The following is a 20,675-nucleotide window of genomic DNA, read 5'->3' as shown; positions in this document are numbered from 1 at the left end:
GTGCCGGGGGTGTGCTACCAACACATCCCGCCGGCGATTTTTGGCTTGGCTGCCTGTTCCATAATTGGAGGAACCACAAGAGCCACCGCGCCTAGGAAACGCATAGCTCTTGTTAGGACGAATGATACCGCGCGCGGCGCGCCGTGCAAAGTAACTTTGCAAAGTTACTTTGCGCGTCTCCCCCGAACTTCATTGCGCCCGTACTTTGATAGTACGGCGTGGTTTATTGCCGCCGCTTTCCACCTTCTTGCGGAACAGGCCATTTCTGAACAGAAAATGGCTCTTAAGATTCTTCGACTTATTGGTGTGCTGGATTGCGTCGGCGTCAAGAAAACGACGCTGTATCGCTGGATTCGTGAAGGCAAGTTTCCAGCGCCGGTCCAGTTGGGTGCCAGGAGCGTCGGCTGGCGCGCGCAAGACGTCCAGAACTGGGTCGAATCCCGCCAATCGACGCGGGAGCAAGCATGAGCGCGCCCTCCCTTACGATCGATCGCGGCGGCCCGTATGGTCGCGCGATGGGCGCAGCCGTCACGGCCCGCGACGCCGCGTTCGTGCGTTGCCGCGACGCCCGACTCCGCAAGCTCGCAGGAATCCTCGATGACATCGAGGGCTGCTTCTGGAACCGTGGCGACGACGCCGGGAAGCTCGTCGCGATCGCCGTCACGCTCGCCTCGACGCTCGCGCTCGAAGCCCCGCACCTGACGACAAAGCAACTTGGCACCGCCTGCGAGAAGTTCGTCCAGGCGATCGCCGCCGCTGAAGAGGATTCGGCCAACTATCGTCGTCGGCAGTATCGACAGCTGCGGAAAGCCTATCGTGCGCTTTACAACGACATCGATGCGCAGTGCACGGACGGGACGCGCCGTTTGGAAGCTAGCGCCCTGCTGCGGGGCGTCGCGCTCGGCCAATCACTGGCGCAGGGCAGCTCGCGACTGGATATCGAACAGCTCAAGCTGGCGACCGCCGTGCTCAAGGGAGAGGCGGTCTGATGCTCCCCCAAAGTCACTTTGCACTGGGCAATACGCGGCGAGGGGCGTCGCGATTTGCGTCGTCCAGCATCGCGCGGTATCCTGTGCGCGTCGCTGAGACAACAGCGACCCGGATTGGCGTCCGGCAATCTCCAGAGGCGGATGACCGCCTCAGCGCGGTTTTTTTACGTCCGCACACTAAGCGCCTTCTACGGTCGGGCCTTGGTGGTGGAGCGCTCGCGCTCGCCGGTTTCCTCTGGGTCCGGTACGCCAACGCCGCCATGCGCCCGGCCACCTCAATTGGCGTTGAGGTCCGGGTGGTTCAACCCACCAGAGGAGGTCGCAATCCATGCGCCAGTCCATGCACGCCCATACCGGGCAGCAATCCCGCCTCATTCAATCCATCGTCCGCGCAGCACTGCGCGACGCAGCAACGACCAACACGTACCAAGACGCGCTCGATGCAACCGGCGCAGCATTGGCCGCAATCGCCGCGCTCGTCCGTGCGGAGGTGCGTCATGGCTGAGCTGCGCTGCAAGATCGGCGATCTGGCGATCGTCACGCAGTGCGATGCTCGCACGCGTATCGGCATGCTGGTTGAGGTCGCATCGGCTCGTCCGACGCCTGATCACGATTGGCGCGTGCGGATCTTGGGCGGTCCCGTCACGGGGCGCAGTGTCTACGGTCGGCGGTCCGGCGAATTCACGCACGCAGCCGTCCACGACTGGAACCTCACGCCGATTCGCGGCGAAGCGGAGCTGGATTGCACGATCGACATCGGGCAACTCCTCGCGTCGATTCTGGAGGTGCGCCATGTCTAAATACCGCCTGCCGAACGAAGTCACGATGATCGCCATGTGTGCGGCCCATCAGTTCGCCCAGCTCGAAGCCCTGTTCGATGCCGTCCGTTCGCATCTTGCTGAGGGTACCTACGAGCGCGCGCTCGTCGACATGGGGCAAAGCGTTGCAAGCCGGTATTCGGCCGAAATGCGCCGTACCGCGCAGCCGGAGGTGTGCCATGACTGACCAGCGCATCCGAACCGCGGTTGTCGACGGATTCGACAACGCACCGCCGTTGGATACCGGCGCACCGATCGAGCTGCAATTCGCTGTCGACCTGGGCGCGATCTGCGCCGACGCATGGCTCGACCTGAAAGGCGACGTGCGGCTGCACGACTATGCGGCGCATCAAGCCGCCGCGTTCGCGCGCGGCATGGAAGCTGCCATGCAGGATGCGGGCGACGTCGACGCGCATCGCGTGACGATCAGCCGCCAAGCATTCGCGGCCGGCCTGATGGGACGCGTGCAACAGCACCTGTTCGCGGCGCTCGGTCTGGTCACGCGCGAACCACGCACGACGCACTGAGGGGCGGTCATGGCAAAGACGAACAAGAATGCCGTGCAACCGCTCGCGTCGCACTTCGTGGCCGAGGTGAACCGCCCCGATCGCAACCGCATCGGGACGCGAATCAGTGACGCCATGGAGCTGCTGGACAGCCTGCATTGGGCGGCCGACAAAGCCATGTCCGATGACGATTACTGGCTTGTGCTGAGCCTGTTCCGCGCGTCCCTGCCGTCGATCGGCGCGGCGCTGGAGGCAGCGAACGACGCCCTTGGCGAGTCGCGGCTCGGCCGCTACGTCTACAGCAACGACGTCACGGCGGGCGGTGCGGTTTTGTCGGTGCCTCGCGCGGCCGGCTGACGCTGCGCCGCTAGGCATCATCGCATCATTCAATTCTTCGCGCGTCGGGTAGCTGCTTTCCCGATATGGACTACTAATCGGAAGCCGACCGACGCGCGTCCAGTGGGAACCTATGAGTAACGCACCCATGTCCGAATTCGAGCGGGCGAGAGTCGCGCTCGGCTATGTTCCGCCCGACGACCGCGACACGTGGCGTCAGGTGGGAATGGCGCTCAAGGCCGAGTTTGGCGAGGAGGGCTTCGCCCTCTGGAACGAATGGAGCCAAGGCGCGCAGAACTACAACGGCAAGGACGCGCGCGATGTGTGGAAGTCGTTCAAGGGCGGCAAGATCACCATCAACACGCTGTTTCACCTCGCCAAGCTCGGCGGCTTCGATCCGCGTGCGCATCGAGCCAAGCCCATCGATCCAGCGGAGCGCGAGCGGCAGAAGGCCGAGCGTGCGGCACGCGAAGCGGCCGAGCTGGCCGAACTGACCGAGAAGCAGCAAGCCGCGTCGGCGCTCGCTGAGTCGATCTGGTCGGCGGCCGAGCCCGCGCCGGCCGATCACCCGTACCTCGTTCGCAAGCGCATCCCGGTCGACGCGCTGCGCGTCTATCGCGGCGGCTTGTGCATCGGCACGGCCGCATGCGACGGTGCGCTCGCCATCCCGGCGCGCGACGCGGACGGCAAGCTGTGGACGCTGGAATTCATCCTCACGGATGGCCAGAAACGCTATCTGCCAAACGGCCGCAAGGCGGGCTGCTTCTCGTTGATCGGCGGCCCGCTGTCTTCCGCGCCGGCCACGCTGCTGATTGGCGAGGGTTACGCCACGTGCGCAACGCTCGCGGCCGCGACGGGCTATCCGGTCGCCGTCGCGTTCGATGCAGGCAACCTGCACGCCGTGGCGACGGCACTGCGCAGCCAGTATCCGGACGCCCGTATCGTCGTATGCGCGGACGACGACCACACGACGAAGGGCAATCCGGGAGTGACGAAGGCCCGCGCGGCGGCCGACGCCATCGCCGGCATCGTCGCCGTGCCGGACTTCGGTCCGAACCGCCCGGCAGCCGGCACCGACTTCAACGACCTGGCTGCGCACCTCGGTCCGGATGCGGTGGCCGCCGCCGTGCGCGCTGCGCTCGCGCCGGCCGGGTCGTCGGATGCCGGCAAGGGCAAGGCTGCTCCAGCCGCCGCGAAGCCCGCCAAGCGCCCGAAAACAGCCCGCGCGCAGGACGGCAAGTCGCGGTTCGTCGTCGACGACAAGGGCGTGTGGTTTCACGGCTTCAACAATCAGGGCGATCCGCTGCCGCCGCATTGGGTCAGCACACGTATCGACGTGATCGCAGAGACGCGCAACGAGATGAACAGCGAGTGGGGCTACCTGCTCGAATTCACGGACCGCGACGGCATCCTGAAGCGGTGGGCGGTGCCGGCCGGCCTCTTTGCCGGCGACGGCACGGAGCTGCGCCGGATGCTGCTCGATATGGGCGTGAAGCTTGGCGTGACGCAGATCGCCCGCACGCAGATCGCCAACTATATCCAGATGGCGCAGCCGGACGAGCGCGTGCGCTGCGTGCCGCGCGTCGGCTGGCATCACGGCGCGTTCGTGCTGCCCGATCGCGTAATCGGCACCGGCAAAGAGGCGCTGATCTATCAGGCCGATACGCCGATCCAGAGTCAGTTCAAGGAGCGCGGCACGCTGGACGACTGGCGACGCGAGGTCGCGGCGTACTGCGTCGGAAATAGCCGGTTGGCGTTCTGCGTCGCTACCGCCTTCGCTGGCCCGCTGCTGCACTTCTCCGGGCTTCAGTCGGGCGGCTTCCACCTGCTCGGCACGACGTCCAAGGGTAAGTCGACGGGCGGCGTCATCGCGGCGTCCGTGTTCGGCTCGCCGGACTACGTGCGGAGCTGGAAAGCGACCGACAACGCCCTCGAAGCCGTCGCCACGCAGCATAGCGACGCCCTGCTGATCCTCGATGAAATCGGGCAGGTCGAGCCGCGTCTGGTCGGCGATGTGATTTACATGCTCGCGAACGAGTCGGGCAAGGCCCGCGCGTCGCGTAGCGGCTCGGCCAAGCCCGTGCTCACGTGGCGTCTGCTGTTCCTGTCGAACGGCGAAAAGAGCGTGTCCGCGCTGATGGCCGAGGGCAACAAGCCGATGAAAGGCGGTATCGAGGTGCGCTTGCCCGCGATCCCCGCCGAGGTCGGCGAAATGGGCGTCGTGGAGAAGCTGCACGGCTTCCCGACGCCGGCCGCGCTGATCGAGCATCTAGAGCGGCACACCGGCATGCACTACGGCACGGCCGGCCCCGCGTTCATCGAGTGGGCGTCGTCGCAGGCCGGCGAGCTGGCCGAGCATCTGCGCATGCGTGTCGATGAGCTGGTCGGGCAATGGGTGCCGGACGGCTCGCATTCGCAGGTCGCGCGCGTCGCCAAACGGTTCTGCCTCGTTGCGGTGGCCGGCGAGCTGGCGACGGCGCACGGACTGACCGGCTGGCCGCAGGGCGAAGCGGTCGAGGCTGCGCGTCGCTGCTTCGAAGGCTGGCTCGAACTGCGCGGCGGCACGGGCAACTCGGACGAGGCCGAAGCCGTGCGGCAGGTACAGCATTTCCTCGCCGCACACGGCGACAACCGTTTCGTGTGGATGAACCGGGCGCAGGACGACCATCGACCGAACGTGCCGCATCGAGCGGGCTTCAAGCAGCACGTGAAACGCGACGAGCGCCGCACGCCCATCGCCTCCGATCGCGAGTATTACGCCGAGTTCGGCGGCAAGATGAGCGCCGACGATGCCGAAAGCGTCGAGACGGAGTACCTGATCGAAGCGGCCGTGTTTCGCAAGGACGTGTGCGCCGGCTTCGATCACAAGATCGTTGCCAAGGCACTGATGAAGCGCGGCGTGCTGATGCCGCGTAGCGATGGCTATCCGTACCGGCAGGAATACATCCCCGGCCACGGCAAGTTCATGGTCTACCGCGTGCTGCCGTCCATCTTCACGCTTGAGCTGTGAAAGCGCCGCCGCCGTCCGGGAGGGCGGTGGCGGGCATTCCTTTGCGCGGCATTTTTGGCCCGTGCGTCAAAGTTACTTTGAGCGATACGCTCCAGATGGAACCGGGCGGGCGGCTGCCGCGAATCTTGCCTCAGCCGTAACAATCCAGCCCGGCTTATCTCCAGTATCTCCAGCGTTCTCCAAATCGTTTGGAGACACACGAAGCCTTACCCCACAAGGCTTTGCGGCCGATTCAGGCGTTTATCTCCAAATCTCCAACTTGTTTTGCACTGAGCGGACAGGCGTCGACCGTCTGCGTCGACCGCGAAGTTAGACGGGGTGCGGCTCTCCGGGAATCGACGGGTGTAGGAGACGCGTTTTCGAGGGGGGTGTCCGCGATGCGCCCCGATCGGGCATTGTTGCACCTGCCGCAAGTGTCAGGGCGGCCAGAAAGCGGGGGACCCTGCGTCTAGGGCAAAGACGCGGGGGCTCACACCCGCGTTTTCTCTCTAGCCGCGACACCCCAAGGGGGGTCATATTCATACCGAATTGCAGGGAGTGGGCAGTGCGGTGCCAACTCTGAAAAATCGGTGGGAGGTGCCCGGGAAGGGGGTCATACGCGTGGGGGCACGGTTCTATCTTGCCGCCGCGATAGAGATGATCTTCGCCCCGCCCTGTTTGTCGAGATAGTCCGCCCACCACTGCATCATGCGATGGCGCTCGGACAGATACTCCGCGTGGTTGTATGCCGCCCGCACACCGTCCTGCTCGGAGTGCGCGAGCTGACGCTCGATCCAGTCGGAATTGAAGCCCTTCTCGTTCAAGATCGTTGAGGCAAGGCCGCGGAACCCGTGTCCGGTCATGCGACTGCGATAGCCCATCCGGTATAGAGCATACAGAATCGTGTTCTCGCTCATCTGCTGCAACGGTCTGCGGCTGTTCGGGAACAGCCAGCGACGGTGGCCCGTCAGCGCGTGCAGCTCGGAAAGCAGCGCGATCGTCTGCTCGGCGAGCGGCACAATATGCACGCGGCGCATTTTCATCTTCTCGGCCGGAATGCGCCACTCTCGGCGCTCCAAATCGATCTCCGTCCATTCGGCCTGCCGCAGCTCGATGGTGCGAACGAACGTCAATGCCAGGAATCGCAGAGCGAGCCGGGTCTCGGGCTCGCCTTCATAGGAAGCGATCGAGCGAAGCAACTCCGGCAGCTCGCTTTCACCGACTCGCGCCATATGCTTGACGGGCACCGCCTTCAATGCGCCTCGCAGGTCCGGCGACGGATCTCGCTCGGCACGGCTCGTTGCAACGGCATAGCGAAAGACTTGGCCGCATGTCTGCAACGTCTTGCGCGCCGTCTCGAACGCCTCTCGTCCTTCGATTCGTCGAATGACCGCGAGCAAATCCGGGGCGCCGATCGAAGAAATCGGGCGCTGGCCGATCAGGGGAAACACCTCGCGATCGAGCTGTTTCTTGACTCGGTTCGCGTGCGAAGCGCTCCATGTCGCTTGCTGCGCCTCGTACCACTCCAGCGCGACGGCCTCGAAGGTGTTCTGTGCGGCAATGGCGCGAGTCTGCTTCTCGACGTCACGCTCGAACGCAGGGTTCTTCCCTTCCGCTAACAGCCGCTTCGCTTCGTCACGCCTCGACCGAGCATCAGCGAGCGACGTCGCGGGATAGTCGCCGAACGTCAGCAGGTTTTCTTTGCCATTGAACCGGTATTTGAGCCGCCATTTCTTCGAACCACTGGAGCGCAGATCGAGATACAGGCCGCCACCGTCGAAGAGTTTGTTTCCCCCGGCCTCATCGAATCTAGCGTTGCGGCACTTGGCGTCGGTAAGAGGTTTGGTTTTCATTATTCGTCGGGGGTACGGCATACCCCCAAATCCGGGAAGTCATACCCCGAATCTTACCCCCAAATTTTCGGGATGCACCGGTTCCACTCGGCACTTCCAGAAACAAAAAACCCGCGTCAGCGCTAGGCCGGACGCGGGTTTTGGGACTTCCCGGTACTACTTGATACTAGTGTTTGGTGCCGGCTGCAGGACTCGAACCCGCCACCTGATGATTACAAATCAACTGCTCTACCAGATGAGCTAAGCCGGCGTAGCGCGAGATTCTACCTCATTTCACGATCTTGAGGCGAGGTCTGCTGCCGCCTTTCGAGCCGTCGCCGTCGGTTTTCGGCGGTTCGTCGGCCCCTTCGGACGGCTCCTCGTTCGCACCGCTATCGGTGACCGGCGCCAACGGCGAGACGGACTCGTCACGCTGCGCGTCATCGGCTTGCGCGGCATCATCGTCGAACGCGCCCGAATCCTCGCCTTCGCCCGCGACCGCATCGACCTGGAACGCCATGCCCTGCCCGTTCTCGCGCGCATAGATCGCGAGCACGTTGGCCACCGGAATCTCGATCTTGTGCGCCTTCCCGGAGAACCGGGCCGTGAACTCGATCCACTCGTTGCCCATCTGCAACTGGCTCGTCGCCTCGAAGCTGATGTTGAGCACGATCTCGCCGTCACGCACGAACTGACGCGGCACGCGCGTCGAGTTGTCGACCCTCACCGCGATATGCGGCGTGTAACCGTTATCGGTGCACCACTCGTACAACGCGCGCAGCAGATAAGGCTTCGTTGAAATCTCTTGCATCACAATCCTCGAACCCGGAGCGGGCGCGCGGCACGCCGCGCCACCCGCTCCGTCATGCCTTCATTGCAACATTAACGACGCATGACCTTTTCGGACGGCGTCAGTGCTTCGATGTAGGCCGGACGGCTGAAGATCCGTTCGGCGTACTTCATCAGCGGCGCGGCGTTCTTCGACAGCTCGATGCCGTAGTGATCCAGGCGCCACAGCAGCGGTGCAATCGCGACGTCGAGCATCGAGAACTCTTCGCCGAGCATGTACTTGTTCTTCACGAAGATCGGCGCGAGTTGCGTCAGGCGATCGCGGATCGCGAGGCGGGCCTTCTCGTGATTCTTCTCCGCCGCCTTGCCCTTCTCGTTCTCGAGCGTGCTGACGTGGACGAACAGTTCCTTCTCGAAGTTGAGCAGGAACAGGCGCGCACGGGCGCGCTGCACCGGGTCGGCCGGCATCAGTTGCGGATGCGGGAAGCGCTCGTCGATGTACTCGTTGATGATGTTCGATTCGTACAGGATCAGGTCGCGCTCGACCAGGATCGGCACCTGACCGTACGGGTTCATCACCGAAATGTCTTCCGGCTTGTTGAACAGGTCGACGTCGCGGATTTCGAAGTCCATGCCCTTCTCGAACAGCACCAGCCGGCAACGCTGGGAGAACGGGCAAGTTGTGCCGGAATACAGAACCATCATATTTGCGTTTCCTCAAAAAAGCCGAGGGCCGGCACGCGGCGCAACCCCTTTCACGGGTTCCGCCTTGCGCCGGCCCCACGCCGGTCAGGCGTGTTTACTTGATATCTTTCCAGTACGCGGCATTCAGCCGCCAGGCCAGGAAAGTCAGGACACCGAGAAAGATCAGCACCCACACGCCGAGGCGCTTGCGGGTCTGCTGGGCCGGCTCGGACATCCATGTCATATAGGCCACCAGGTCGGCGACCGCAGCATCGTAGTCGGGCGACGAGAGCGTGCCCGGCGTGACCTGCTGGAAGCCGACGAGCACGTGGGCCTGCTCGCCCGTCTCCTCGTCCGTCTTGTCTTCGAATTTGGCAACGCGCTGCCCCTGCAGCTGCCACAACACATGGGGCATGCCGACGTTCTCGAACACCGCGTTGTTCCAGCCGGTCGGCCGCGTATCGTCGCGGTAGAAGCTCCGCAGATACGTGTACAGCCAGTCGCGGCCGCGCGCGCGCTCCTCGACCGACAGGTCGGGCGGCGTGGTGCCGAGCCAGTTCTTCGCGTCGTCGGGCCGCATCGCAACGGACATCGTGTTCCCGACCTTGTCGGTCGTGAACAGGAGATTCGTTTCGATCTCCTTCTGGGATATGCCCAGATCCGTCAGACGGTTGTAGCGCATCAGGTTCGCGCTGTGGCAGTTCAGGCAATAGTTTACAAACAATTGCGCGCCGTGCTGAAGCGAAACGAGATTTTCCGTGTTATCGGGCGCCCGGTCGAGCGGAAAATTACCCTCCGCCCGCACGGCCGGCGCCGCCAGCAGCGCACAGGCGGTCGCCCCGATCAGCGCGAGTGTCGAAAGCAGTTTCTTCATGTCGTTCTCTCCTCGCTCACGTTAATGGGGCTTGAAGCGCACCCGCTCCGGCGGCTGCTTGAACGTGCCAAGCGGCGTCCAGACGGGCATGCCGAGGAAGAACGCGAAGTAGATCAACGCGCAGAACTGCGCGATCAGCGTCGCCGCCGGCGAGGGCGGCCGCGTGCCGAGGAACGCGAGGGTCAGGAACGCCGCGACGAAGATCCCGAGGAACACCTTGTGGAACAGCGGCCGGTAGCGGATCGACTTCACCGGGCTGCGGTCGAGCCACGGCAGGAAGAACAGCGAGATCACCGCCGAGCCCATCACGACGACGCCCCAGAACTTCGACTCCGTCAGGTACATGAACACGACGATCGCGGCCGCCAGCACCGGCAGCCCGACCTTCCACTTGCCGCGCGCGCGGATCAGCGCGAGCACGCCGAGCAGCGCGATCACGATCATCAGCACGATCTTGAACGGGTCGGTGGTCGCGCGCAGCATCGCGTAGAACGCGGTGAAGTACCAGACCGGCGCGATCTCGGGCGGCGTCTGCAGCGGGTTCGCCGGGACGAAGTTGTTCGCCTCGAGGAAGTAGCCGCCCATCTCCGGCGAGAAGAACACGATCAGCGCGAACACCATCAGGAACACGCACACGCCGAGGAAATCGTGGACCGAGTAGTACGGGTGGAACGGGATGCCGTCGAGCGGAATGCCGTTCTCGTCCTTCTTCGCCTTGATCTCGATGCCGTCGGGGTTATTCGACCCCACTTCGTGCAGCGCGACCAGGTGGGCGACGACGAGGCCGACCAGCACCAGCGGAATCGCGATCACGTGGAACGCGAAGAAGCGGTTCAGCGTGACGTCGGACACGACGTAGTCGCCGCGAATCCACAGCGACAGGTCCGGGCCGACGAACGGGATCGCCGAGAACAGGTTCACGATCACCTGCGCGCCCCAGAACGACATCTGGCCCCACGGCAGCAGGTAGCCGAAGAACGCTTCGGCCATCAGGCACAGGAAGATCGCGCAGCCGAAGATCCACACGAGCTCGCGCGGCTTGCGGTACGAACCGTACAGCAGCCCGCGGAACATGTGCAGGTAGACGACCACGAAGAACATCGATGCACCGGTCGAGTGCATGTAGCGGATCAGCCAGCCCCACGGCACCTCGCGCATGATGTACTCGACCGACGCGAACGCGAGCATCGAGTCGGGCTTGTAGTTCATCGTCAGGAAGATGCCCGTGACGATCTGGTTGACGAGCACCAGCAGCGCGAGGGAGCCGAAGAAGTACCAGAAGTTGAAGTTCTTCGGCGCGTAATACTCGGATACGTGCTTCTTCCAGGTGGACGTGAGCGGGAAGCGCTGGTCGATCCAGCCGGTGAAACCTGTGGTGGAGACTTCCTTGTTGTCGGCGGCCATCACGCTTCTCCTTTCTCGTCCTTGCCGATCACGAGGGTCGTCGCCGACGTGAACATGTAGGGCGGGATGTCGAGATTCTGAGGCGCCGGCTTGTTCTTGAACACACGGCCGGCGAGGTCGTAGGTCGAACCGTGGCACGGGCACAGGAAACCGCCCGGCCAGTCGTCCGGCAGGTTCGGCTGCGGACCCGGCGTGAAGCGTTGGCTAGGCGTGCAGCCGAGGTGCGTACACACGGCCATCACGACGAGAATGTTCTTGCGATCGGCCCGCGACCGATATTCGTTGGCGCAATACGCGGGCAACGGCATCGAATACGGGGATTTCGTGGCCGGATCGGCCACTTCCTTGTCGGCCTTGACCACGTCGGCCAGCATCGAATCGGTGCGATTCAGGATCCAGACCGGCTTGCCGCGCCACGGCACGGTGACCATTTCGCCGGGCTTCAGGCCGCTGATGTCGACCTCGACCGGCGCACCGGCCGCTTTCGCTTTCGCGGACGGCGCAAGCGACGCCGCGAAAGGTATGACGGTGGCTACGCCTCCTACGCCACCTGCTACGGATGTCGCAATCAGCCAGGTACGGCGGCCGCTGTCGACGCGTTTCTCTTCCTTGTCTCGCATCACACGCCCCACTTCTGAGTTGGATTTTCCGTCACGACTTTCCATTCCGCCGCTAGTTTGCTCGAATGGAGTCGCCATTTACAAGGCCCGGAGATGAAAATCCCTTCGAAGTGATTGATAGTTAAGGGTTATCCCCCACTATCGGAGCGATTAAATCATTTCACTTTTAAGCGGATGCTACATTGTGAAATTTCGATGCACTGCCGCAAATCCGGCGCTCAGACCGGATTATGAATATCGATAAAAAGGTGTTCGAGATCGAATTCTTCGGACAAGTGGCGCCCAAGCGCCTGGATCCCGTAGCGCTCGGTCGCATGGTGCCCCGCCGCAACGAACGCGACGCCGCTCTCCGCCGCCGCGTGGGTGGTCGACTCGGACACCTCGCCGGTCAGGAACACGTCGGCGCCGGCGTCGATCGCCGCGTCGAAATAGCTCTGCGCGGCGCCCGTGCACCACGCGATGCGGCGCAACTGCGTGTCCGGATCGCCGAGCACGAGCGGCGTGCGGCCCAGCGTGTTCTCGACCTTCGCGACGAAGTGCTCGAGCGTGACGGGCATCGGCAGCGTCGCCATCCAGCCGAGATCGCCTTCGCCGAACCGCTGCTCGCCGATCAGGCCGAGCTTTTCGCCGAGCTGCGCGTTGTTGCCGAATTCGGGATGCGCGTCGAGCGGCAGGTGGAACGCGAACAGGTTCAGGTCGTTCGCGAGCAGCAGCTTCAGGCGCTGATACTTGCGGCCGGTGATCTGCGGCGCCTCGTTGCGCCAGAAATAGCCGTGATGGACGAGCACGGCATCCGCACCCCATTCGAGCGCGGCTTCGAGGAAGGCGACCGACGCCGTCACGCCGGTGGCGATCTTCTCGATCTTGCGGCGCCCCTCGACCTGCAGGCCGTTCGGGCAATAGTCCTTGAAGCGCGCGGTTTCAAGGGTATTGTTCAAGTACAATTCAAGTTCGATCCGATCCATATAAACCTCTAATCCATTCAGATGCTTAGACGCTTCTGGCTGTTCTTCGCGCAGGCGGTGACCGTACTGCTCGCGCTGATGTTCATCGTCGTGACGCTCAAGCCGCAATGGCTGCAACGGCAAGGACAGCTCGGCAAGCAGCTTGCCACGCCGATCGTCGCGCTGCGGGAAGTCGCGCCGGGCATCGGCGGCGCACCGGCGACCACGTCGTATGCCGAAGCCGCGCAGAAGGCGATGCCGGCCGTCGTCAACGTGTTCTCCAGCAAGGACGGCTCGCTGCCGCCCGACCCGCGCGCGAAGGATCCGCTGTTCCGTTACTTCTTCGGCGACCGCAACGCCCGCAAGCAGCAGGACGAGCCGGCCGCCAACCTCGGCTCGGGCGTTATCGTGAGCCCGGAAGGTTACATTCTAACGAACCAGCACGTCGTGGACGGCGCCGACCAGATCGAAGTCGCGCTCGCCGACGGCCGCACGGCCACCGCGAAGGTGATCGGCAGCGATCCCGAAACCGATCTCGCCGTGCTCAAGATCAACATGACGAACCTGCCGACGATCACGCTCGGCCGCTCCGACCAGTCGCGCGTCGGCGACGTCGTGCTCGCGATCGGCAACCCGTTCGGCGTCGGCCAGACGGTCACGATGGGGATCATCAGCGCGCTCGGCCGCAACCACCTCGGCATCAACACGTTCGAGAACTTCATCCAGACCGACGCGCCGATCAACCCCGGCAACTCCGGCGGCGCGCTGGTCGACGTGAACGGCAACCTGCTCGGCATCAACACGGCGATCTACTCGCGCTCCGGCGGCTCGCTCGGCATCGGTTTCGCGATTCCGGTCTCGACCGCGCGCACGGTGCTCGAAAGCATCATCACGACGGGCTCGGTCACGCGCGGCTGGATCGGCGTCGAGCCGCAGGACGTCACGCCGGAGATCGCCGAGTCGTTCGGGCTCCAGCAGAAATCGGGCGCGATCGTCGCGGGCGTGCTGCAGGGCGGCCCGGCCGACAAGGCCGGCATCAAGCCGGGCGACATCCTGGTGAGCGTCAACGGCGAGGACATCACCGACACCACGAAGCTGCTGAACGTCGTCGCGCAGATCAAGCCGGGCACGCCGACCAAGGTGCACGTCGTACGCAAGGGCAAGCAGTTCGACGTGAACGTCGTGATCGGCAAGCGCCCGCCGCCGCCGAAGCAGACGCTCGACGAGCAGGACAGCGATAGCGAATGAGGCTGGGCAGGCGGCGCGCCGCCTGCCGGTTGCGACGCGTCGTGATGCGCCGCGGAAATGGAAAAGGGCAGCCGGCTGGCTGCCCTTTTGCTTTGCTTCAAAACGATGTCGGGTGCCGCGAAGGCGGCGTGGGCACGCGCTGGCCGGAGCCAACCGCAGCAGGTACCGGCCCCTCCAGCTTGACCGGAAAGCCGCCCGGCGCCGCGCCGTCAACCCGCGGCTTCGCCGTTCCCCGCCTCGCCCTCTTCGGCCGGCTTCTTCGGCACGAAGAACCGTGCGGCCAGCAGCCCGATCTCGAACAGCACGACGAGCGGCAGCGCCAGCATCAGTTGCGAAAACACGTCCGGCGGCGTGACGACCGCCGCGACCACGAATGCGCCGACGATCACGTACGGCCGCATCTCCTTCAGCTTCTTCAGGGACAGCACGCCCATCCGGACGAGCAGCACGACGACGATCGGCACCTCGAACGTGACCCCGAACGCGATGAACATCCCGAGCACGAAGCTCAGGTAGTTGTCGATGTCGGTCGTCATCTCGGCCCCGAGCGGCGCGTTGTAGTGCGCCATCACGCGGAAGATCGTCGGGAACACGAGGAAGTACGCGAACGCCATCCCGCACAGGAACAGGAAGTAGCTGCTGCCGACGAGCGGCGCGACGAGCTTCTTCTCGTGCTGGTACAGCCCCGGCGCGACGAACGCCCAGATCTGGTACAGCACGATCGGCAGCGCGATCACGAGCGCGACGAGCATCGTGACCTTCATCGGCACGAAGAACGAGCCGGTGACGTCGGTGACGATCATCTTGCCGTCTTTCGGCAGGTTGTCCATCAGCGGCCGCGCGAGCAGCTTGAAGATGTCCGGCGCCCAGTAGACGAGCCCGAGGAACACGACGATCACGGCCAACCCCGCGCGAATGATGCGATCGCGAAGCTCGACGAGATGGGAAATGAAGGTTTCTTCCGGGGCGTCGCCCGGGTTCTGCTGGGGGTCGCTCACACCGGCCCTCGGTAGGATTGACGAGCGAGCATGCGCTCGACTCAGAAGAAGCGCGTCGGCCGGCGCAGGCTGGCCGGCTGATGACGCGCGACACGCGCGGCGCCCGACTGCACGTGCGTGCGACGGGTCGTCGCGCGCTTGTACCAGACGGGCGCCGCCGCCTGCTTGATGCGCCAGTTGCGGCGCTTCGGCGCAAGCGCGGCCGAACTGCCGCGCCACGACGGCGCCGCGGGCGTATCGGAACCAGCGGAGCCGACGGACCCGGCGTCGCCGGCAGCCCCGTCAAGACCGCCGACCGCGGAATGCCACGTGTCGTTCAGTGCCTTCTCGTGCTCGCGCAAGTTGTCGTGAATCGTCGTCTCGACATTGCGCGCGGCCGATTCGAAATCGGTCTTCATCGTCCGCAGCGCGTCGAGTTCGATTTCGCGCGAGACCTCGGCCTTCACGTCGTTGATGTACCGCTGCGCGCGGCCGAACAGCGCGCCTGCCGTGCGCGCGACGCGCGGCAGGCGCTCGGGGCCGAGCACCACGAGCGCGACGACGCCGATCAGCGCCATCTTCGAAAGACCGAGATCCAGCATCGCGAATGCCTGTCAGCGTGCCGGCGTTACGCCTTGTTCGAATCGGAACGCGTCGTTTCCTTCGCGTTGACGTCGACCGCACCCGAACGCGGCAGTTGCTGCGCATCCGCCGGCGTTTCGCCTTCCTTCATGCCGTCCTTGAAACCCTTCACGGCGCTGCCGAGGTCGTTGCCGATGTTGCGCAGCTTCTTCGTACCGAAAACCAGCGCGACGATCAGCAGCACGATCAGCCAGTGCCAAATGCTCAATCCACCCATGATGAAACCTCTCCTCAACCACGCCGCGTCGCGGCGCAAATCGCCGGCGGCACGCCGGCTTCGACTATCGATGCGGGGAAACGCCCCGCTGCGTCAACCCATTCGCTGCCACGGGCGCGGGCCGGCCAGGATATGCGCGTGCAGGTGGTAGACCTCCTGCCCGCCGCCCGGGCCCGTGTTGATCACCGTACGGAAACCGGTTTCGCCGCCCGTATACGCGACGCCGAGCTGGTCGGCCAGACGCGCGACGAGCAGCATCAGCCGGCCGAGCATCGGCGCATCGGCGTCGCTCGCCGCCGACAGCGTCGGCAGGTGCTGGCGCGGAATCACGAGCACGTGCGTGTCGGCCGCCGGGCGGATGTCGCGGAACGCGACGAATTCGTCGTCCTCGTGCACCTTCGTGCTCGGGATCTCGCCTGCCGCGATCTTGCAGAACAGGCAATTCGGATCGTGACTCATGTTGCTCCTGCAGACGCCCGCGCGCGGCCGGTCAGAACCATGCCTGCGGATCGAGCGCCTTGTTGTCGTTCAGGTACAGCCAACCCTTGATGATACGGTACAGCGTCCAAATCCATGTGACAAACATGATCACGAATCCCACCCCCACGAACAGCAGCGCGATGCCGATCACGTATGCGATCAGCGCGCGCCAGAACGTGCGGATCTGCCACTCGAAGTGATCGGCGTACGGCGTGCCGGCCACGTCGCCGCGCTTCACGTAGTTGATGATGATCGCGATGATGCCCGTGACGCCACCCGTCAGCCAGTGAATCGCATAGAGGCCGTACAGCACGTGGGTCAGCGTGCGCAGCCCGTTCAGGCGTTCGGCATCCGCGGCTCCCGGCACCGCCGGCGTCGGAAACTGGTTCGACGTATCGTTCATGATGCTACCCCCGTTAGATGACAATTCTTACAGCTTACCGCACTGTTGCCACCGCGGCGGGGCGTGCCCGTCACCCGCCGTTTTCCTCGCGCTCGCGACGCTTGCGCAGCGCCTTTTCCTCGATGCCCGACAAGCCTTCGCGACGCTCGAGTTCGGCGATCACGTCGGCGGGGCTCAGGTCGAAATGCGACAGCATCACGAGGCAGTGGAACCACAGGTCGGCCACCTCGCCGACGAGCGCGGTCGGCGCGCCGCCCTGGCGCACGTCCTTCGCGGCCAGCACGACTTCCGTCGCCTCTTCGCCGATCTTCTTCAGCACCGCGTCGTCGCCCTTGTGGAACAGGCGCGACACGTACGATTGGTCGGGGTCGCCGCCCTTGCGGCTATCGATCACGGCCGCGAGGCGCAGCAGCGTGTCTTCGGTCGATTGCGTCATTTGTAGATGTGTTCGGGGTCTTTCAGCACCGGTTCGACCGCGACCCAGTCGCCGCTGTCCACGTTGCCTTCGAATTTCTGGAAGAAGCACGAATGCCGGCCGGTGTGGCATGCGATGCCCGACACCTGCTCGACCTTCAGCAGCACGACGTCCTCGTCGCAGTCGAGCCGCACTTCGTGCACGTGCTGCACGTGGCCCGACTCCTCGCCCTTGAACCACAGGCGCTTGCGCGAACGCGAATAGTAGACCGCGCGCTGCGTCTCGACCGTCTTCGCGAGCGCCTCGCGATTCATCCACGCGAACATCAGCACGTCGTTGGTCGACGCTTCCTGCGCGATCACCGGCACGAGGCCGTTGTCGTCCCAGCGGACCTTGTCGAGCCACGCGGGCAGGGATTTCGTTTCCGTATTCATCACAGCCTCACCGCGATGCCCTGGTCGGACATGAAGCGCTTCGCCTCGCCGACCGTGTGCTCGCCGTAGTGGAAGATGCTCGCGGCCAGCACCGCGTCGGCGCGGCCGTCCTTGATGCCGTCGGCCAGGTGCTGCAGCGAACCGACGCCGCCCGACGCGATCACCGGCACCGGCACCGCATCCGACACGCCGCGCGTGAGCGCGAGGTCGAAGCCCGACTTCGTGCCGTCGCGGTCCATGCTCGTGAGCAGGATCTCGCCGGCGCCGAGTTCGGCCATCTTGCGCGCCCATTCGATCGCGTCGAGGCCCGTGTTCTTGCGGCCGCCGTGCGTGAACACTTCCCAGCGCGGCGCCTCGCCGTCGGCCGACACGCGCTTCGCATCGATCGCGACGACGATGCACTGCGAGCCGTACTTGTCGGCCGCGTCGCGCACGAGCTGCGGGTTCGCGACCGCCGACGAATTCATGCTGACCTTGTCCGCGCCCGCGTTCAGCAGGCGCCGCACGTCCTCGACGGCGCGCACGCCACCGCCGACGGTCAGCGGAATGAACACCTGCGACGCAACGGCTTCGATGATCGGCAGGATCAGGTCGCGCTGGTCGGACGTCGCGGTGATGTCGAGGAAGGTCAGTTCGTCGGCACCCTGGTCGTCGTAGCGGCGGGCGATTTCGACGGGGTCGCCGGCGTCGCGCAGCTCGACGAAATTGACGCCCTTGACGACACGCCCGGCGGTCACGTCCAGGCAGGGGATGATGCGTTTAGCTAGAGCCATGATGTTGCGCCAAATGCCGCGCTGGGACGGCCGGTTGCGGAAGCCTCGCGCGAGGCTTCCGGTCGGGGCCGCCTGCGGGCAGCCCCGGCGAACGGGACAACCGCGGTTACGCGTTGTCGAGTTCGCCGTTCAGTTCGTCCGCGCGCTTTTGCGCGGCCGCGAAATCGAGATCGCCGGAGTAGATCGCACGGCCGCAGATCACGCCTTCGACGCCGTGCTCTTCCACTTCGCACAGGCTCTCGATGTCCGTGAGGTTCGACAGGCCGCCGCTGGCGATCACCGGGATGCCGACCGCCTGCGCGAGCTTCACCGTCGCGTCGATGTTGATGCCCTGCAGCATCCCGTCGCGGCCGATGTCCGTGTAGACGATCGATTCGACGCCGTAATCCTCGAACTTCTTCGCGAGATCGATCACCTCGTGACCGGTCAGCTTGCTCCAGCCGTCGGTCGCGACCTTGCCGTCCTTCGCGTCCAGCCCGACGATGATGCTGCCGGAGAACGCGGTGCACGCGTCCTGCAGGAAGCCCGGGTTCTTCACGGCCGCCGTGCCGATGATCACGTAGGACAGGCCGGCGTCGAGATACTTCTCGATCGTCTCGAGGCTGCGGATGCCGCCGCCGAGCTGGACGGGAATTTCGTCGCCGACTTCGTCGAGGATCGCTTCGATCGCCTCGAGATTCTTCGGCTTGCCGGCGAATGCGCCGTTCAGGTCGACGAGATGGAGCCGCCGGGCGCCGAGATCGACCCACTTGCGGGCCATCGCCGCCGGGTCCTCGGAAAAAATCGTGGCCTGGTCCATATCGCCCTGTTTGAGGCGCACACACTGACCGTCTTTGAGGTCGATGGCCGGAATCAGCAACATAGCAATCGGGTGTCGTCGTGGAAAAAGAAAAGAATCCGGCGCGTACCGGCCAAACCGGTGCCGCGCCGTCTCGCTAGTTTAGTACAACTCTTTCGGCGCTTAGGCGGGCAAGCCCCGTGCGACAGGCCTTTCGGCCAGGGCGACTGTGGCTCGCGCACCACGTTTACGGTTTCCAGTGTACGAAGTTGCGATACAGACGCAACCCGACCTCCGCGCTTTTCTCCGGGTGGAATTGGGTCGCGAAGAGGTTGTCCCGCGCGACCGCGGACGTAAACGGCGCGCCGTAGGCCGTTTCGCCGACCGTGTGCGCCGGGTTGTCCGGCGTCACGTAATAGCTGTGCACGAAGTAGAAATACGCGTCGTCGGGCACGCCGTCCCACAGCGGGTGCGGCTGCGCCTGGCGCACGCGGTTCCAGCCCATCTGCGGCACCTTGAAGCGCGAGCCGTCGTCCTGCACGCGGCCGTCGAGCGCGAAGCGCACGACCTTGCCGGGCAACAGGCCGAGGCCCTTCGTGTCGCCTTCCGCGCTCCAGTCGAACAGCATCTGCTCGCCGACGCACACGCCGAGCAGCGGCTTCGTGCGCGACGCCTCGATCACGGCCTCCTGCAGGCCCGATTCGCCGAGGCAGCGCATGCAGTCGGGCATCGCGCCCTGGCCGGGCAGCACGACACGGTCGGCCGCGCGAATCGCGGCCGGCGTGTCGACGATCGCCACGTCGGCGGCCGGTTCGGCCTTCCTGAGCGCCTGCGCGACCGAGCGCAGGTTGCCCATCCCATAATCCACAATCGCAATCGAAGTTTTCATCTCAGTGCAGGCAGTAGCGCCCTCAGTCCATTGACGATGAATTCCACCGCCAGCGCCGACAGCATCAGACCCATCAGCCGTGTGGCGATGTTGATGCCGGTGCGGCCGATCCAGTTCGCGATCGGCTCGGCGAGCCGCATCGCGACGAAACACAGAAAAGCCAGGACCGCGCCGATCGCGACCAGCCCGGCCCGTTCATACCAGTGATGCGCGTTCGCCGCATAGATGATCACCGTGCTGATCGAGCCGGGGCCCGTGAGCAGCGGAATCGCCAGCGGCACGACCGCGATGTTGTCCTTCAGCTCGGCTTCGTGGCGCTCCTCCGGCGTCGATCGCGTATTGCCGATCTGCGCGTTCAGCATGTTGATCGCCATCAGCAGCATGATGATCCCGCCGCCCACTTCGAGCGACCCGACCGAAATGCCGAAGAAGTTGATGATCTGCTGCCCGAGCAGCGCGGTCACCGTCATCACGCAGAACACCGACACCGATGCAATCCGGATCGTGCGCCGCCGCTCGTCGTCCGTCTGCTGCGCCGTCAGGCTCAGGAAGAACGGCACCGCGCCGACCGGGTTGATCAGCGCGAGCAGCGAAATGAACGATTTGAGCAGATCCATCGCACGCCGGCGCGCCG

Annotated in this window: 27 protein-coding genes and 1 tRNA gene; 9 read left to right on the top strand and 19 right to left on the bottom strand. The window is 64.7% G+C overall.

Translation table 11 applies throughout. From position 1 onward, the window contains the following. Positions 1 to 192 precede the first annotated feature (192 nt). The 8 genes from KU887_RS02195 (at position 193) to KU887_RS02160 (ending at position 5,659) form a co-directional block, all read left to right on the top strand. Positions 193 to 468: an AlpA family transcriptional regulator gene (locus KU887_RS02195; protein WP_230941575.1), complete on the top strand. Its 276-nt coding sequence runs from the start codon at positions 193 to 195 to the stop codon at positions 466 to 468. Further along, a complete protein-coding gene (locus KU887_RS02190) occupies positions 465 to 989 on the top strand; it encodes a hypothetical protein (protein ID WP_212226121.1) in 525 nt (174 codons plus the stop codon). Before KU887_RS02195 ends, KU887_RS02190 begins: the two co-directional genes overlap by 4 nt. 328 nt (positions 990 to 1,317) lie before the next feature. Then, a complete protein-coding gene (locus KU887_RS02185; RefSeq protein WP_212226119.1) occupies positions 1,318 to 1,494 on the top strand; it encodes a hypothetical protein in 177 nt (58 codons plus the stop codon). Next, complete coding sequence (locus tag KU887_RS02180) at positions 1,487 to 1,789, top strand: hypothetical protein (protein WP_258253996.1); 303 nt, start codon at positions 1,487 to 1,489, stop codon at positions 1,787 to 1,789. The genes KU887_RS02185 and KU887_RS02180 overlap by 8 nt, the downstream gene beginning before the upstream one ends. After that, positions 1,782 to 1,994, top strand: coding sequence for a hypothetical protein (locus KU887_RS02175; protein WP_006765346.1), 213 nt, complete (start codon positions 1,782 to 1,784; stop codon positions 1,992 to 1,994). Before KU887_RS02180 ends, KU887_RS02175 begins: the two co-directional genes overlap by 8 nt. Further along, complete coding sequence (locus tag KU887_RS02170; RefSeq protein ID WP_009908645.1) at positions 1,987 to 2,334, top strand: hypothetical protein; 348 nt, start codon at positions 1,987 to 1,989, stop codon at positions 2,332 to 2,334. Before KU887_RS02175 ends, KU887_RS02170 begins: the two co-directional genes overlap by 8 nt. A gap of 9 nt (positions 2,335 to 2,343) precedes the next feature. Next, a complete protein-coding gene (locus tag KU887_RS02165; protein WP_004556769.1) occupies positions 2,344 to 2,670 on the top strand; it encodes a hypothetical protein in 327 nt (108 codons plus the stop codon). Positions 2,671 to 2,797: 127 nt separating this feature from the next. After that, positions 2,798 to 5,659, top strand: a complete 2,862-nt coding sequence (locus KU887_RS02160) for a DUF927 domain-containing protein (RefSeq protein WP_258253990.1) — start codon at positions 2,798 to 2,800, stop codon at positions 5,657 to 5,659. A gap of 614 nt (positions 5,660 to 6,273) precedes the next feature. Here KU887_RS02160 and KU887_RS02155 read toward each other — a convergent pair. From KU887_RS02155 to KU887_RS02120, 8 genes are all read right to left on the bottom strand, one after another. After that, positions 6,274 to 7,491: an integrase arm-type DNA-binding domain-containing protein gene (locus tag KU887_RS02155; protein WP_258253985.1), complete on the bottom strand. Its 1,218-nt coding sequence runs from the start codon at positions 7,489 to 7,491 to the stop codon at positions 6,274 to 6,276. Between the two features lie 174 nt (positions 7,492 to 7,665). Further along, a tRNA-Thr gene (locus KU887_RS02150) sits at positions 7,666 to 7,741 on the bottom strand. Positions 7,742 to 7,759: 18 nt separating this feature from the next. Beyond that, positions 7,760 to 8,281, bottom strand: coding sequence for a ClpXP protease specificity-enhancing factor (locus tag KU887_RS02145; protein WP_258253978.1), 522 nt, complete (start codon positions 8,279 to 8,281; stop codon positions 7,760 to 7,762). 71 nt (positions 8,282 to 8,352) lie between these two features. After that, positions 8,353 to 8,964 (bottom strand): glutathione S-transferase N-terminal domain-containing protein, encoded by a 612-nt coding sequence (locus tag KU887_RS02140; protein WP_006400565.1) that lies wholly within the window; start codon positions 8,962 to 8,964, stop codon positions 8,353 to 8,355. Between the two features lie 94 nt (positions 8,965 to 9,058). After that, positions 9,059 to 9,817, bottom strand: a complete 759-nt coding sequence (locus KU887_RS02135; RefSeq protein WP_258253946.1) for a cytochrome c1 — start codon at positions 9,815 to 9,817, stop codon at positions 9,059 to 9,061. A gap of 21 nt (positions 9,818 to 9,838) precedes the next feature. Next, positions 9,839 to 11,221, bottom strand: a complete 1,383-nt coding sequence (locus KU887_RS02130; protein ID WP_006485333.1) for a cytochrome bc complex cytochrome b subunit — start codon at positions 11,219 to 11,221, stop codon at positions 9,839 to 9,841. Further along, entirely contained in the window at positions 11,221 to 11,841 is a 621-nt protein-coding gene (gene petA / locus KU887_RS02125) for a ubiquinol-cytochrome c reductase iron-sulfur subunit (RefSeq protein ID WP_006491868.1), read from the bottom strand. Before petA ends, KU887_RS02130 begins: the two co-directional genes overlap by 1 nt. Before the next feature lie 218 nt (positions 11,842 to 12,059). Continuing rightward, the gene (locus tag KU887_RS02120; RefSeq protein ID WP_006485336.1) at positions 12,060 to 12,806 is read right to left on the bottom strand and encodes a Nif3-like dinuclear metal center hexameric protein; all 747 of its coding nucleotides are present in this window, start codon (positions 12,804 to 12,806) and stop codon (positions 12,060 to 12,062) included. Between the two features lie 21 nt (positions 12,807 to 12,827). Here KU887_RS02120 and KU887_RS02115 point away from each other — a divergent pair, with 21 nt between their 5' ends. Next, on the top strand, positions 12,828 to 14,033 hold the full coding sequence (locus tag KU887_RS02115) for a Do family serine endopeptidase (protein ID WP_006494427.1): 1,206 nt from the start codon (positions 12,828 to 12,830) through the stop codon (positions 14,031 to 14,033). Between the two features lie 209 nt (positions 14,034 to 14,242). On the opposite strand, the gene tatC is transcribed toward KU887_RS02115, so the two are convergent. The 11 genes from tatC to KU887_RS02060 form a co-directional block, all read right to left on the bottom strand. Next, the gene (tatC, locus tag KU887_RS02110) at positions 14,243 to 15,031 is read right to left on the bottom strand and encodes a twin-arginine translocase subunit TatC (RefSeq protein ID WP_006485341.1); all 789 of its coding nucleotides are present in this window, start codon (positions 15,029 to 15,031) and stop codon (positions 14,243 to 14,245) included. A gap of 41 nt (positions 15,032 to 15,072) precedes the next feature. Continuing rightward, complete coding sequence (tatB, locus tag KU887_RS02105) at positions 15,073 to 15,612, bottom strand: Sec-independent protein translocase protein TatB (protein ID WP_058902245.1); 540 nt, start codon at positions 15,610 to 15,612, stop codon at positions 15,073 to 15,075. A 26-nt stretch (positions 15,613 to 15,638) separates the two neighbouring features. Then, the gene (tatA, locus tag KU887_RS02100; protein WP_006477115.1) at positions 15,639 to 15,869 is read right to left on the bottom strand and encodes a Sec-independent protein translocase subunit TatA; all 231 of its coding nucleotides are present in this window, start codon (positions 15,867 to 15,869) and stop codon (positions 15,639 to 15,641) included. Between the two features lie 93 nt (positions 15,870 to 15,962). Next, a complete protein-coding gene (locus KU887_RS02095; RefSeq protein WP_006485352.1) occupies positions 15,963 to 16,328 on the bottom strand; it encodes a histidine triad nucleotide-binding protein in 366 nt (121 codons plus the stop codon). A gap of 31 nt (positions 16,329 to 16,359) precedes the next feature. Next, a complete protein-coding gene (locus tag KU887_RS02090) occupies positions 16,360 to 16,752 on the bottom strand; it encodes a membrane protein (protein WP_006485332.1) in 393 nt (130 codons plus the stop codon). Positions 16,753 to 16,822: 70 nt separating this feature from the next. Further along, on the bottom strand, positions 16,823 to 17,188 hold the full coding sequence (locus KU887_RS02085) for a phosphoribosyl-ATP diphosphatase (protein ID WP_006485344.1): 366 nt from the start codon (positions 17,186 to 17,188) through the stop codon (positions 16,823 to 16,825). Then, on the bottom strand, positions 17,185 to 17,601 hold the full coding sequence (hisI, locus tag KU887_RS02080) for a phosphoribosyl-AMP cyclohydrolase (protein ID WP_006494429.1): 417 nt from the start codon (positions 17,599 to 17,601) through the stop codon (positions 17,185 to 17,187). The genes KU887_RS02085 and hisI overlap by 4 nt, the downstream gene beginning before the upstream one ends. Next, positions 17,601 to 18,374: an imidazole glycerol phosphate synthase subunit HisF gene (gene hisF / locus KU887_RS02075; RefSeq protein WP_006485327.1), complete on the bottom strand. Its 774-nt coding sequence runs from the start codon at positions 18,372 to 18,374 to the stop codon at positions 17,601 to 17,603. Before hisF ends, hisI begins: the two co-directional genes overlap by 1 nt. Before the next feature lie 106 nt (positions 18,375 to 18,480). Continuing rightward, positions 18,481 to 19,236 (bottom strand): 1-(5-phosphoribosyl)-5-[(5-phosphoribosylamino)methylideneamino]imidazole-4-carboxamide isomerase, encoded by a 756-nt coding sequence (gene hisA, locus KU887_RS02070; RefSeq protein WP_006477123.1) that lies wholly within the window; start codon positions 19,234 to 19,236, stop codon positions 18,481 to 18,483. Positions 19,237 to 19,399: 163 nt separating this feature from the next. Next, on the bottom strand, positions 19,400 to 20,041 hold the full coding sequence (gene hisH, locus KU887_RS02065) for an imidazole glycerol phosphate synthase subunit HisH (protein ID WP_258253928.1): 642 nt from the start codon (positions 20,039 to 20,041) through the stop codon (positions 19,400 to 19,402). Then, a complete protein-coding gene (locus KU887_RS02060) occupies positions 20,038 to 20,658 on the bottom strand; it encodes a YchE family NAAT transporter (RefSeq protein WP_006485349.1) in 621 nt (206 codons plus the stop codon). Before KU887_RS02060 ends, hisH begins: the two co-directional genes overlap by 4 nt. Positions 20,659 to 20,675 lie beyond the last annotated feature (17 nt).

The organism is Burkholderia sp. EMB26, from assembly GCF_024730645.1.
Lineage (GTDB): Bacteria > Pseudomonadota > Gammaproteobacteria > Burkholderiales > Burkholderiaceae > Burkholderia > Burkholderia cenocepacia.
The sequence above is the reverse complement of the archived record's forward strand: the minus strand, read 5'-3'. Positions and strand labels throughout refer to the sequence as shown.

Bases quoted from the DNA above. Each gene is read 5' to 3' on its own strand.
- KU887_RS02120 (WP_006485336.1), bottom strand. From the start codon at position 12,806: ATGGATCGGATCGAACTTGAATTGTACTTGAACAATACCCTTGAAACC.
- KU887_RS02180 (WP_258253996.1), top strand. From the start codon at position 1,487: ATGGCTGAGCTGCGCTGCAAGATCGGCGATCTGGCGATCGTCACGCAG.
- KU887_RS02085 (WP_006485344.1), bottom strand. From the start codon at position 17,188: ATGACGCAATCGACCGAAGACACGCTGCTGCGCCTCGCGGCCGTGATC.
- petA (WP_006491868.1), bottom strand. From the start codon at position 11,841: ATGCGAGACAAGGAAGAGAAACGCGTCGACAGCGGCCGCCGTACCTGG.
- tatB (WP_058902245.1), bottom strand. From the start codon at position 15,612: ATGCTGGATCTCGGTCTTTCGAAGATGGCGCTGATCGGCGTCGTCGCG.
- KU887_RS02130 (WP_006485333.1), bottom strand. From the start codon at position 11,221: ATGGCCGCCGACAACAAGGAAGTCTCCACCACAGGTTTCACCGGCTGG.
- KU887_RS02185 (WP_212226119.1), top strand. From the start codon at position 1,318: ATGCGCCAGTCCATGCACGCCCATACCGGGCAGCAATCCCGCCTCATT.
- KU887_RS02160 (WP_258253990.1), top strand. From the start codon at position 2,798: ATGTCCGAATTCGAGCGGGCGAGAGTCGCGCTCGGCTATGTTCCGCCC.
- KU887_RS02140 (WP_006400565.1), bottom strand. From the start codon at position 8,964: ATGATGGTTCTGTATTCCGGCACAACTTGCCCGTTCTCCCAGCGTTGC.
- KU887_RS02170 (WP_009908645.1), top strand. From the start codon at position 1,987: ATGACTGACCAGCGCATCCGAACCGCGGTTGTCGACGGATTCGACAAC.
- hisI (WP_006494429.1), bottom strand. From the start codon at position 17,601: ATGAATACGGAAACGAAATCCCTGCCCGCGTGGCTCGACAAGGTCCGC.
- KU887_RS02165 (WP_004556769.1), top strand. From the start codon at position 2,344: ATGGCAAAGACGAACAAGAATGCCGTGCAACCGCTCGCGTCGCACTTC.
- hisH (WP_258253928.1), bottom strand. From the start codon at position 20,041: ATGAAAACTTCGATTGCGATTGTGGATTATGGGATGGGCAACCTGCGC.
- KU887_RS02145 (WP_258253978.1), bottom strand. From the start codon at position 8,281: ATGCAAGAGATTTCAACGAAGCCTTATCTGCTGCGCGCGTTGTACGAG.
- KU887_RS02090 (WP_006485332.1), bottom strand. From the start codon at position 16,752: ATGAACGATACGTCGAACCAGTTTCCGACGCCGGCGGTGCCGGGAGCC.
- KU887_RS02060 (WP_006485349.1), bottom strand. From the start codon at position 20,658: ATGGATCTGCTCAAATCGTTCATTTCGCTGCTCGCGCTGATCAACCCG.
- KU887_RS02115 (WP_006494427.1), top strand. From the start codon at position 12,828: ATGCTTAGACGCTTCTGGCTGTTCTTCGCGCAGGCGGTGACCGTACTG.
- hisA (WP_006477123.1), bottom strand. From the start codon at position 19,236: ATGTTGCTGATTCCGGCCATCGACCTCAAAGACGGTCAGTGTGTGCGC.
- hisF (WP_006485327.1), bottom strand. From the start codon at position 18,374: ATGGCTCTAGCTAAACGCATCATCCCCTGCCTGGACGTGACCGCCGGG.
- tatA (WP_006477115.1), bottom strand. From the start codon at position 15,869: ATGGGTGGATTGAGCATTTGGCACTGGCTGATCGTGCTGCTGATCGTC.
- KU887_RS02155 (WP_258253985.1), bottom strand. From the start codon at position 7,491: ATGAAAACCAAACCTCTTACCGACGCCAAGTGCCGCAACGCTAGATTC.
- KU887_RS02175 (WP_006765346.1), top strand. From the start codon at position 1,782: ATGTCTAAATACCGCCTGCCGAACGAAGTCACGATGATCGCCATGTGT.
- KU887_RS02190 (WP_212226121.1), top strand. From the start codon at position 465: ATGAGCGCGCCCTCCCTTACGATCGATCGCGGCGGCCCGTATGGTCGC.
- KU887_RS02095 (WP_006485352.1), bottom strand. From the start codon at position 16,328: ATGAGTCACGATCCGAATTGCCTGTTCTGCAAGATCGCGGCAGGCGAG.
- KU887_RS02135 (WP_258253946.1), bottom strand. From the start codon at position 9,817: ATGAAGAAACTGCTTTCGACACTCGCGCTGATCGGGGCGACCGCCTGT.